At 73.2% G+C, this 9,967-nt stretch carries 10 protein-coding genes; 7 read left to right on the top strand and 3 right to left on the bottom strand.

Going from position 1 to position 9,967, the window contains the following annotated elements:
- Window positions 1-42 precede the first annotated feature (42 nt).
- Together ACFU7Z_RS27900 and ACFU7Z_RS27895 are read left to right on the top strand one after the other, a co-directional pair.
- A complete protein-coding gene (locus tag ACFU7Z_RS27900) occupies window positions 43-549 on the top strand; it encodes a GNAT family N-acetyltransferase (protein WP_380780394.1) in 507 nt (168 codons plus the stop codon).
- A 51-nt stretch (window positions 550-600) separates the two neighbouring features.
- A complete protein-coding gene (locus ACFU7Z_RS27895) occupies window positions 601-1,260 on the top strand; it encodes a class I SAM-dependent methyltransferase (RefSeq protein ID WP_380780392.1) in 660 nt (219 codons plus the stop codon).
- A 36-nt stretch (window positions 1,261-1,296) separates the two neighbouring features.
- Here ACFU7Z_RS27895 and ACFU7Z_RS27890 read toward each other — a convergent pair whose 3' ends face one another.
- Entirely contained in the window at window positions 1,297-1,674 is a 378-nt protein-coding gene (locus ACFU7Z_RS27890) for a MerR family transcriptional regulator (protein ID WP_049650041.1), read from the bottom strand.
- A gap of 223 nt (window positions 1,675-1,897) precedes the next feature.
- Here ACFU7Z_RS27890 and ACFU7Z_RS27885 point away from each other — a divergent pair, with 223 nt between their 5' ends.
- Window positions 1,898-2,392 (top strand): peptidylprolyl isomerase, encoded by a 495-nt coding sequence (locus tag ACFU7Z_RS27885; RefSeq protein WP_049650012.1) that lies wholly within the window; start codon window positions 1,898-1,900, stop codon window positions 2,390-2,392.
- A gap of 294 nt (window positions 2,393-2,686) precedes the next feature.
- The gene (locus tag ACFU7Z_RS27880) at window positions 2,687-3,268 is read left to right on the top strand and encodes a hypothetical protein (protein ID WP_380780389.1); all 582 of its coding nucleotides are present in this window, start codon (window positions 2,687-2,689) and stop codon (window positions 3,266-3,268) included.
- A 31-nt stretch (window positions 3,269-3,299) separates the two neighbouring features.
- Here the strand turns inward: ACFU7Z_RS27880 and ACFU7Z_RS27875 are convergent, their stop codons facing one another.
- Window positions 3,300-3,785, bottom strand: coding sequence for a hypothetical protein (locus tag ACFU7Z_RS27875; protein WP_049650010.1), 486 nt, complete (start codon window positions 3,783-3,785; stop codon window positions 3,300-3,302).
- Window positions 3,786-3,823: 38 nt separating this feature from the next.
- Complete coding sequence (locus ACFU7Z_RS27870) at window positions 3,824-5,155, bottom strand: LCP family protein (protein ID WP_380780387.1); 1,332 nt, start codon at window positions 5,153-5,155, stop codon at window positions 3,824-3,826.
- A gap of 450 nt (window positions 5,156-5,605) precedes the next feature.
- Between ACFU7Z_RS27870 and ssuE the strand changes: the two genes are divergently transcribed.
- The 3 genes from ssuE (at window position 5,606) to ACFU7Z_RS27855 (ending at window position 9,861) form a co-directional block, all read left to right on the top strand.
- On the top strand, window positions 5,606-6,160 hold the full coding sequence (gene ssuE, locus ACFU7Z_RS27865) for an NADPH-dependent FMN reductase (protein WP_049658692.1): 555 nt from the start codon (window positions 5,606-5,608) through the stop codon (window positions 6,158-6,160).
- A 325-nt stretch (window positions 6,161-6,485) separates the two neighbouring features.
- A complete protein-coding gene (locus tag ACFU7Z_RS27860) occupies window positions 6,486-7,274 on the top strand; it encodes an ABC transporter ATP-binding protein (protein ID WP_049658694.1) in 789 nt (262 codons plus the stop codon).
- A gap of 16 nt (window positions 7,275-7,290) precedes the next feature.
- A complete protein-coding gene (locus ACFU7Z_RS27855; protein WP_375876654.1) occupies window positions 7,291-9,861 on the top strand; it encodes an ABC transporter permease in 2,571 nt (856 codons plus the stop codon).
- Window positions 9,862-9,967: the final 106 nt, after the last annotated feature.

The following is a 9,967-nucleotide window of genomic DNA, read 5'->3' as shown; positions in this document are numbered from 1 at the left end:
GCCGTGCGACGGCGGGCGGCCGCGCTCCGTAGGCTGCCCGCCATGTCCTCCACGCCCGCCGCGACGACCACGCCGTCCGCACCGCCCGCCACGCTCAGCCTGGCCCCGATCACCCCCGAGAACGTCGACGCCGCCCTCGCCCTGCGGGTCCGCCCCGACCAGGAGCACCTGGTGGCGCCGGTGGTGAAGTCGCTGGCCGAGGCGTACGCGTACGGGGAGACGGCCTGGCCCCGGCTGATCCTGGAGGACGGGCGGCCGGTCGGCTTCGTGATGGCCTTCTTCGACATCGTCTTCCACCCCGACCGCCCCGGCGACCGCCCCCGCTCCGGCCTGTGGCGGCTGCTGGTCGACGCCGGGCAGCAGCGCGGCGGGTACGGCCGCTTCGCCGTCGAGCAGGTCTGCGCCGAGATCCGCCGCCGCGGCGGCACCCGCGCCACCGTCACCTACCACCCGGGCCCGGACGGCCCGGCGGAGTTCTACGCCCGCCTCGGCTTCCGCCCGACCGGCGAGCTCAGCGGCGACCAGGCCGTCGCCGAACGGGAGTTGTAGGACCGCCACGGCCTGCCGCGGGCCGGCGGCCGCCGGGTAGGGTCCGGGGCCATGACCGAGCCGGGCTTCCTCACCGAGACCAGGGCGTTCTACGACGCCGTCGCCACCGAGTACACCGATCTCTTCCGGGACGCGCTGGACCGCATGCCGATGGACCGGGCGATGCTGGCGCTCTTCGCCGACCTGGTCCGCGCCGAGCGGCCGGACGGCAGGACGGCCGAAGTCGGCTGCGGCCCGGGCCGGATGACCGGGCCCCTGCACGGACTCGGCGTGGACGTGCACGGGATCGACCTCTCGCCGCGGATGGTCGAGCTGGCCCGGAAGGCCCACCCGGAGGTGCCGTTCAGCGTCGGCTCGATGTTCGACCTCCCCTTCCGGGACGGGGAGTTGACCGGCGTGGTGGCCTGGTACTCGATCATCCACACCCCGGCGGAGCGGCTCCCCGAGGTGTTCGCCGAGTTCGCCCGGGTGCTCGCCCCCGGCGGCCACCTGATGCTCGCCTTCCAGGTCGGCGACCGGCCCCTGCACCTGGAGCGGCCGTTCGGGCAGCCGGTGTCGCTGGACTTCCGCCGGCTGCGGCCGGAGCACGTCGAGGAGCTGGCCCGGGAGGCCAGCCTGCCGGTCACCTCCCGTACGGTCCGGGAGCCGGAGGGCGACGAGAGGACCCCGCAGGCCTACCTGCTGGCCCGCAAGCCGGTGGCCGGGGGCTGAACCGGAGGCCGGATGCCGAACGCCGACGGCCGCACGTCAGGCGGCCGGGGCCGACGGCTGCCCGGAGGCGGTCGCGATCACCTCGTCCAGCACCTCGCGGGAGCGGAGCAGGTCGTCGATCGTCCGGTCGATCCGCTGGCGCTCCGCGGTGAGCTCCTCGACCAGGAGCGGGGTGGCGATCTCGTTCGGGCTGCCGTCGGAGTCCCGCATGCAGGGGAGGATCTTGTAGATGGTCCGGCTGTGCAGTCCGGCCGCGAACAGCTCCTGGATGTGCACCACCCGGTCGACGGCGGCCTCCGGGTACTCCCGGTGGCCGCCCTCGGTGCGGCGGGCGGCCAGCAGGCCCTGCTGCTCGTAGTAGCGCAGCGAGCGCTCGCTCACACCCGTCCGCCGGGCCAGTTCGCCGATCCGCATGCCGTCCACCCCGTTCCGTGCCGTGCCGCCGTCGCCGTCGCCGTCCGCCGTCGCCGTTCACCGGCCCCGCCCGCCGTCGCGGATCGGGCCGCCCGGAAACCTGACATCGATGGTAGCTTCCCGGTCCCGGCGCGGGGGGCGGAACCGGATAACACAGCGGTGTCCGGCCCGGCCCGACCGGGGGTGACGCGCGAGGAACAGGCGATCGTGCCATGATCCCTGCATGTCTTCCAACGTTTTCTTCGACATCGAGATCAACGGCGAGGCGGCCGGCCGGATCGTCTTCAAGCTCTACGACGACGTCGTCCCCAAGACCGCCCAGAACTTCCGCGAGCTGGCCACCGGCCAGAACGGCTTCGGCTACGAGGGCTCCGGCTTCCACCGCGTGATCCCGGCCTTCATGCTCCAGGGTGGTGACTTCACCAACCACAACGGCACCGGCGGCAAGAGCATCTACGGCGAGAAGTTCGCCGACGAGAACTTCAAGATCAAGCACGACCGCCCGGGTCTGCTGTCGATGGCCAACGCCGGCCGCAACACCAACGGCTCGCAGTTCTTCATCACCACCATCGTCACCGACTGGCTGGACGGCAAGCACGTCGTCTTCGGCGAGGTCCTCGAGGGCATGGACCTGGTCAAGAAGATCGAGGGCCTCGGCTCGCAGAGCGGCCGCACCTCGGCCAAGATCACCATCGCCAAGTCCGGCGTGGTCGCCTAAGCACCGCCGCCACCTGGCACGCACCGCCCCGGAGCGGGACGTCGGATCTTCCGATCTCCCGCTCCGGGGCGGTTTCGCGTCCGCCCCCGTACCCGCGCCCGCGCCCGGACGCCGCCCGGTTCCCGCCCCCTTTCGCGCCGGGCGCCGCCGTGCGGCGGGCAGGGTAGCCCGGAGCGCGGCCGTCCGGGCCGGAACCGGGCAATCGTGCGGCCTGCCTGCGCCGGAGCCCTACGCTCGATTCGGACGCGGCCCCAGCCGCGGCCGAACTCGACTCTGCGGCAAGGTGGTTGACCGATGATGGAGCAGGGCGCCGACGACGGCGAGGTGACCTACGAACAGGTGACGGTGGTCTCCCTGGCCGGCTGTGAGCCGGTCGGCCCGGCGCGGTTCGCCGTCCGGGTCGCCCGCGAGGGCATGACCGTCAAGCGGGTGGCGGGCTACTGGGTGCGCTGGGACGAGCGGTGGGGTCCGGAGGAGGTCCGCCACCACTCCCGCTGGATCGCGGACGAGGAGTACGTGCGGCCGGACACCGGCAGCCTGGAGGGCACCCTCGCGGTGATGGTCGCCGCGTACTGGACGGACCCGACGGGCGCCTTCCCGCGCCGCCCGGGCACCGAGACGGTGGTGACCTTCCGGCCGGGCGAGACCGAGCACGAGCTGGTGCTGGAGCAGCCCGCGCCGCCCGTGTCGGCGGCCGCCGCCGCGCACCGCCCGGCCTCGCTGTCGGTGCAGCTGACCCACGCGCGGTGGCTGGGCGGCGACGGGCAGCCGATCCACTACGGCTTCTCGGGCGCGACCGAGGAGGCGGCCGGCGGCGAGGGGGAGTGGCTGGTCCGCTTCCCGGAGTGCGGCACCGGGCTGCTGCCGTACGTCTAGGCCGTATGGCACGTCCCGCACCCCCGCGCGTTCAGGCGGGGCTCGGAGCGGGCCGGGCCGGCGCCGCCGCGGGCCCCCAGTCGCCCGCCCGCGTCCCCACCTTGCGCGCCGGTGCGCCGGCCCAGATCTCGCCGGGGCCGGTCGAGCGGGTGAGCACCGCGTTGGCCCCGACGACGGTGCCCGCGCCGACGGTCAGCACGCCCTCCTTGCACACCACCTTGGCGCCCGCGCACAGCACCGCCCCGTCCTCGACCACCACCCGCCGCATCGCGCTCTCCTCCTGCGGCACCCACGGGTCGGCCCGGCCGATGGTCACGCCGTTGTAGAGCGTCACGCCGGCGCCGAGGGTGGTGTACGGGTGCAGCACGGTGCCGAAGCCGCGGTGGAAGACCATCAGCCCGGGCCCGATCTCGCAGGCGGCGGGCACCTCCATCCCGTACAACGCGAGCGCCTCCTGGACCAGGCGGCCCAGGAGGCGGTGGCGACGGCGGCGGATCAGTGCGGTGACGAGTGGCATCCACTCATTGTGGTGGAGCGGTCACGCGAAGTGGCCGACTACTTGAACTCCGGCACCGCGGTGTCGTTCTTGAAGGCGTCGAAGACCTGCTTGGACTTGCCGGCGTCCCAGAGCACGGCGGACTCGCCGGTCTTGGTCCGGTAGTCCGGGTTGCCGATCGGCACGGTCAGCGACTTGCCGCTGCCGCCGTTGACGTCCTTCATGGCGAGGAAGAGCGAGCCGAGGTCGGTCAGCCCGCAGTCCTCGTCGACGATCAGGGTGCCGAGCGCGGAGTCGACCAGCGGGTAGAAGGTGAACGGGTTCATCAGGTTGCCCGGGGAGGCGGCCTGGTGGGCGAGGGCGCCGAGGAACTTCTGCTGGTTGCGCATCCGGCCGAGGTCCTGGTCGGCCATCTGGTGGCGCTGGCGGACGAAGGCCAGGGCCTGCTTGCCGGTGAGGGTCTGGTCGCCGGCCTTGAGGTCGAGCCCGGAGTCCTTGTCCTTGACGTCCTGGTCGATCTTCATCTCGACGCCGCCGATCGAGTCGACGATGCCGACGAAACCGCCGAAGCCGATCTCGGCGTAGTGGTCGATCCGTATGCCGGTGTTCTGCTCGACGGTCTGGACCAGGAGGCGGCCGCCGCCGTTGCCGAAGGCCGAGTTGATCTTCGCGGTGGTGCCCTTGACCGGCTTGCCGTTGCTGCCCGGGTGCTCGGGGATCGGCACCCAGGAGTCGCGCGGGATGCTCATCAGGGTGTTCCCGTTGTCCCCGACGTGCAGGATCATCATCGAGTCGCTGCGCTTGCCCTCGGTGTCGTGCCCGGTGTGCAGGTCGTCCTGCTCGGAGTCGGTGAGGCCCTGGCGGCTGTCGGAGCCGACGATCAGCCAGTTGGTGCCCTTGCCCGCGGCGGGGCGGCCGGGGTAGTCGGCGAGCACGTTCTCGTGGTTGAGCTTGGAGTCCGCCCAGAACCAGGTGGAGACGGCGGTCACCATGACGGCGATCAGCAGGCCGAAGACGGACCACTTCACGATCCGCCGCCGCGGCCAGCGCCGGGCCTGGGCACCGGGCGGGCGGGTGCCGCCGGGGCCGCCGGGACCGCCGGGGCGGCCCTGACCACCCTGACCACCCTGGCCACCGGGACCGCCGGGCCCGCCCGGGCCGCCGGGACGGGCGCCGGGTGCACCGGCCCCCTGCGGCGGGACGCCGCCCAGCCGGGACTGCCCCGGTTGCCCCGGCTGCCCCCCGGGCTGTCGCGGCTGCCGTGGCGCGGCCGCCCCCGGCCCGCGCGGGTTCAGCGAGGACGGCAGCGGCGGCTCGGCCGAGCCGCCTCCACCGCTGCCGCCGTACGGGTTCCCGCCGCCCCCCGGGCGGCCCTCCTGCCACGTGTTCATGCCGACGAGGATGCCCGACCCCGGTCGGGCTGACTCCCCCCGGGGGGCCCACCAGGCCTCTTGTAGCAGTTTTGATGCACGCCCCGAATCGTTCCGCCGAAACATCCGGACACCCGCCGTTCCAGCGGCTGAAACGTTTCTTGACCAGCTCGAACACAGCGTGTTTGCATTCCAGGCATGGATCAGCGTTGGGCACTCACGCGTCGGCGGCACGTCGACCTGCGGCGCGGTGTGGCCTGTTCGCTCTGTCGCGGCTGACACGCGCCCGTCGGGTCCCCGTACTCCCCGCAGGCCCCGCACGTCCGCCGACGTAGCGCCCCGGTGCCCCGCAACGCCCCCCCCCGCACCGTTCCCGCACCGCCCCCGGTACCGGCCCCCACCGCGGCGCCTTCCCCCGCCGCCGAACTCCGCCGCACCGCGCCGCCCCGCTTCCAGCCAGAGGTGAAACCCATGGCCGTCGTCCTGTCCGTTTCCGGCTCCCCGTCCGCCACCTCCCGCACCACCCGCCTGCTGCGCCACGTCGACGCGCGGCTGGCGGAGCGCGGCCACCACGTCGTCCCCTTCGAGGCCCGCAGCCTGCCCGCGCACGCGCTGCTGTCGGGCGACTTCGACCACCCCGAGATCGTCGCCGTCACCGAGCTGTTCGCCCGCGCCGACGGCGTGGTCGTCGGCACCCCCGTCTACAAGGCCGCCTACTCGGGCCTGCTGAAGGCCCTGCTGGACGTGCTCCCGCAGTACGCCCTGGCCGGCAAGGCCGTCCTGCCGCTCGCCACCGGCGGCTCGCCCGCGCACGTCCTCGCGGTGGACTACGCGCTGCGCCCGGTGCTCAGCTCGATGGGCGCCGGCCACATCACCCAGGGCTGGTTCGTGCTCGACCGCCACATCACCGCCCGGGAGGACGGGACGACCCTGGTGGAGCGCGAGACCGAAACGCTGCTGGCCCCGGTCGTGGACGGCTTCGCCACGGCCCTGGAGCGGCTGGCCGCACCCGCGCTGACGAGCTGACGGACCGTCGCCGCCGGCCCGTACGGGGCGTCCCCGAGACGGGCCGCGGCGACCCCTAGGGGGAGCCGCTCCGTGGCCCGTAGAACCTTGGTTGAGAGGCTTCATTCCGGCGGATGACGAGCGCTCCGCCGCCGACTCCTAACGTGGTTCACACATCCCCACCCGCCAGGAAGCGGCCCGGTTGCGCCGGGTCCGGTGGCCAGGTCCACCGGGAGGGTGGAGACAACTCCCGGTCGAGGACTACCGCCCGCGCCATGTCGCGCGGCGGGCGGGCCCGTGAGGCTGGGGGCCAACGGGTGAGCGCATCTTCCTTAGGAGTGTCCCAGTGACGACGGCAGCAGCAGCCGTGTACGACCCCCAGCTTCCCGGCGGGGCGCCCGCCGTCGCCGCGTCGGCCCGTCAGGTCACCAAGGCGTACGGCTCGGGCGAGACCAGGGTGACCGCGCTCGACGCGGTCGACGTCGACATCCAGCGCGGCCGGTTCACCGCGATCATGGGGCCGTCGGGCTCCGGCAAGTCCACCCTGATGCACTGCCTGGCGGGCCTCGACACGGTCACCTCCGGGCAGATCCGGATCGGCGACACCGAGATCACCGGCCTGAAGGACAAGCAGCTCACCAGGCTCCGGCGCGACAAGATCGGCTTCATCTTCCAGGCCTTCAACCTGCTCCCCACGCTGAACGCGCTGGAGAACATCACGCTCCCGATGGACATCGCCGGGCGCAGGCCCGACCAGGCCTGGCTGGACCAGGTGGTGGAGACGGTCGGCCTGTCCGGCCGGCTCAAGCACCGCCCCGCCCAGCTCTCCGGCGGCCAGCAGCAGCGCGTCGCGGTGGCCCGGGCGCTGGCCGCCCGCCCCGAGATCATCTTCGGCGACGAGCCCACCGGGAACCTGGACTCCCGGTCCGGCGCCGAGGTGCTGACCTTCCTGCGCCGCTCGGTGGACGAGCTGGGCCAGACCATCGTGATGGTCACCCACGACCCGGTCGCCGCCGGCTACGCGGACCGCGTGCTCTTCCTCGCCGACGGCGTGATCGTGGACGAGATGTACGCGCCCACCGCCGACTCCGTCCTCGAACGCATGCGCCGTTTCGACGGCAAGCGCACCAGCTGAGCGGCGGGACGACACCATCATGCTGCTCAAGACCTCACTGCGGAGCTTCCTCGCCCACAAGGGCCGGATGGCGCTCTCGCTCATCGCCGTCGTGCTGTCGGTGGCCTTCGTCTCCGGCACCCTGGTGTTCTCCAACACCGCCACCGGCACCTTCGACAAACTCTTCGCCGCGACCTCCTCCGACGTCTCGGTCCAGCCGCCCAAGCCGGCCGAGGACGAGGAGCAGCAGGCCGCCGTCAAGCCGCCGACCGTCCCGGTCGCGCTGGAGCGGCAGGTCGCCGCGCTGCCCGGGGTGAAGAGCGCCGTCGGCCAGGTCCTGGTCGAGAACGCCGTCATGATCAACCCGGCCACCAACAAGCTGGTCGGCCCGACCACCGGCGCGCCCACCCTGCTCGGCAACTGGACCGACACCCCGGGCAACCCGCTGAAGGTCACCTCCGGCCACACGCCGCGCGGCCCGACCGAGCTGCTGCTGGACGCCGACACCGTGAAGAAGGCCAAGCTCGCCCTCGGCGACACGCTCAGGGTCGAGAACCCCCTCGGCCGGCACGACTTCACCATCGTCGGCATCGGCACCTTCACCACCACCAACCCGGGCGCGGCGCTCGGCTTCCTGGACACCCCGACCGCCCAGCAGGCACTGCTCGGCGGGCCGGCCTTCAGCACCGTCGAGGCGTACGGCGACGGCAGCCGCGGCGACGACCGGCTCAAGGCCGACGCGCTGGCCCAGCTCGGCGGTGGGTACCAGGTGAAGACGGCGGCCGAGCAGAAGGCCGACCGCAGTGAGCAGGTCGGCAAGGGCCTCGGCTTCATGAAGTACGCGATGCTCGGCTTCGCCTTCGTCTCGGCGATCGTCGGCGCCTTCCTGATCGTCAACACCTTCTCGATGCTGGTCGCCCAGCGCACCCGGGAGATCGGCCTGCTGCGCGCCATCGGCGGCAGCCGGCGGCAGGTCAACCGCTCGGTGCTGGTCGAGGCGCTGATCCTGGGCGTGCTCGGCTCGACCCTCGGGGTCGCGGCCGGCCTGGGCGTGGCGGTCGGCCTGATCAAGCTGATGACGGCGATCGGCATGGACCTGGAGGCGGCCGACCTGCAGATCGGGCCGGACGTGTTCGTCGCCGGGTACGCGCTGGGCATCGTGGTCACCCTGGTCGCGGCCTGGTTCCCGGCCCGCCGGGCGAGCCGGATCTCGCCGATGGCCGCGCTGCGCGACCACGGCACCCCGGCGGAGGCCCGGGCCAACCTCGTCCGCACCGGCCTCGGCCTGCTGCTGACGGCGGGCGGCGGCGCGGTGCTGGTGCTCGGCGCGGGGGCGGAGAAGGCGGCCACCGGCGGCCGGTACCTGGGCCTCGGCGTGGTGCTCACCCTGATCGGCTTCGTGGTGCTCGGCCCGCTGCTGGCCTCGGCCGTCGTCCGGGTGCTCGGCGCGCTGCTGCCGGCGCTGTTCGGCCCGTCCGGCAGGCTCGCCCAGCGCAACGCGATGCGCAACCCGCGCCGCACCGGCGCCACCGCCGCCGCGCTGATGATCGGCCTGGCGCTGGTGATCGCCTCCGCGGTGTTCAGCTCCTCGGCCGTCACCTCGACCAGCGCGCAGATCGACAAGTCGGTGGGCGCGGACTACATCGTCTCCGGCGGCCGTACCGCGATCACCCCCGAGATGACGGACGCGGTCCGGAAGACCCCGGGCATCGACCACGTCACCACCCAGCGGTTCTTCGCCGCCAAGGTCCAGCTGCCGGACGGGCAGAAGGCCAAGACCCCGCTGACCGCCGTGCCGCCGTCCTTCTTCGGCACCGACTTCCGGCCGACCGTCGACTCCGGTGCGGTGGACTCGCTCCAGCGCGGCTCGCTGGGCATCGGCGCCGCCTTCGCCAAGGACCACGGCCTGAAGGTCGGCGACCAGGTCACCGTCGACTACGGCCAGGGCCGCACCCAGACGGTGCCGGTCGGCGCGGTCTTCGGCAAGGGCGAGCTGTTCGGCGACGGTTCCTTCGTGGCCATGGACACCATGGAGAAGGTCGTCCCGGCCGCCGAGCAGCCGCCGGTGTGGACCTTCTTCGCCAAGGCCTCCCAGGGCGCCGACGTCGACCGGACGCTGACCGCGCTGGAGGACGGGCTGAAGGAGTACCCGCAGCTCACCATCAAGGACCGGGCCGGCTACAAGGAGCTCGCCCAGTCCCAGATCAACACCCTGCTCTACCTGATCTACGGGCTGGTCGCCCTCTCGATCACGGTCGCGGTGCTCGGCGTGGTCAACACCCTGGCGCTGTCGGTGGTCGAGCGGACCCGCGAGATCGGCCTGCTGCGGGCGATCGGGCTCTCCCGCCGCCAGCTGCGCCGGATGATCCGGCTGGAGTCCGTGGTGATCGCGGTGTTCGGCGCCGTCCTCGGCACCGGACTGGGCCTCGGCTGGGGCGTCACCGCCCAGCGGGTGCTGCGGGACCAGGGCCTCGGGACGCTCTCCGTCCCGACCGTCACGGTGGCGGTCACGCTGGTCGCCTCGGTGCTGATCGGCCTGTTCGCCGCACTCGTCCCGGCCTTCCGGGCCGGACGCATGAACGTCCTCGCGGCCATCGCGACGGACTGACCCGGCGCCGGGGGGCGCCGGGCCCGGACCACGGGGGACACGGGGGAACGGGGGGACCCACGGGGGACCGGGGGGCACGGGGGACAGGGGCCGGGTGCGCACCTGT

It is taken from the genome of Kitasatospora sp. NPDC057518 (genome assembly GCF_042802075.1).
Taxonomy (GTDB): Bacteria; Actinomycetota; Actinomycetes; order Streptomycetales; family Streptomycetaceae; genus Kitasatospora.
This window is presented reverse-complemented; position numbering and strand designations above follow the sequence as displayed.

Bases quoted from the DNA above. Each gene is read 5' to 3' on its own strand.
- ACFU7Z_RS27900 (WP_380780394.1), top strand. From the start codon at position 43: ATGTCCTCCACGCCCGCCGCGACGACCACGCCGTCCGCACCGCCCGCC.
- ACFU7Z_RS27895 (WP_380780392.1), top strand. From the start codon at position 601: ATGACCGAGCCGGGCTTCCTCACCGAGACCAGGGCGTTCTACGACGCC.
- ACFU7Z_RS27890 (WP_049650041.1), bottom strand. From the start codon at position 1,674: ATGCGGATCGGCGAACTGGCCCGGCGGACGGGTGTGAGCGAGCGCTCG.
- ACFU7Z_RS27885 (WP_049650012.1), top strand. From the start codon at position 1,898: ATGTCTTCCAACGTTTTCTTCGACATCGAGATCAACGGCGAGGCGGCC.
- ACFU7Z_RS27880 (WP_380780389.1), top strand. From the start codon at position 2,687: ATGATGGAGCAGGGCGCCGACGACGGCGAGGTGACCTACGAACAGGTG.
- ACFU7Z_RS27875 (WP_049650010.1), bottom strand. From the start codon at position 3,785: ATGCCACTCGTCACCGCACTGATCCGCCGCCGTCGCCACCGCCTCCTG.
- ACFU7Z_RS27870 (WP_380780387.1), bottom strand. From the start codon at position 5,155: ATGAACACGTGGCAGGAGGGCCGCCCGGGGGGCGGCGGGAACCCGTAC.
- ssuE (WP_049658692.1), top strand. From the start codon at position 5,606: ATGGCCGTCGTCCTGTCCGTTTCCGGCTCCCCGTCCGCCACCTCCCGC.